A 541-nucleotide genomic window follows, 5' to 3' on the forward strand; every position below is an offset into this window, starting at 1 on the left:
TGACCTGCCCCCCGGTTTGGTTTCCAGTGGTGGTGGTGAGTCGAGGGCCCAACTGGAAGGCTCCGACAGTGCCTCGTCCATACCCTCCCGAGTTCCGTGCGCGAGCAGTCGCGCTGGTCCGTTCCGGGAAGCAGGTCAAGCAGACCGCCTACGAGCTCGGCATCAGCGCGGGCTGCCTGCACGAGTGGCTCAAGCAGGACCGGATCGACCGCGGCGAGATCACGGGCGTCCCGACGAGCGAGTCCGCCGAGCTGCGCGCCGCTCGGAAGAGGATCCGCGAGCTGGAGCGCGAGCTGGCGATCATCCGACAAGCAGCGACGTTCCTGGCGGAGGACAAGCCGCACCCAAAAGGATTCACCCGGTGATCGACCGACTGGCCGACGCCGGGGTCCCCGTCGACAACAGCTGCACCGTCCTCGGAGTCTCCCGGCAGGGCTACTACCGGTACAAGCGCCGCGCCATGTCCAAGACCGCGCTGCGCCGCCAGTGGCTCACCGGCCTGATCCGAGAGATCCACATCGCCTCCCGCGGCACGTACGGC

General features: G+C 68.2%; 1 pseudogene. It reads left to right on the plus strand.

Going from position 1 to position 541, the window contains the following annotated elements:
• Positions 1–68: 68 nt before the first annotated feature.
• Positions 69–541 (plus strand): annotated as a pseudogene (locus tag IG69_RS23060) (transposase); the annotation flags it as partial.

Origin of the sequence: Phycicoccus jejuensis (assembly GCF_000720925.1) — a bacterium.
In the GTDB taxonomy this organism is placed as follows: domain Bacteria; phylum Actinomycetota; class Actinomycetes; order Actinomycetales; family Dermatophilaceae; genus Phycicoccus; species Phycicoccus jejuensis.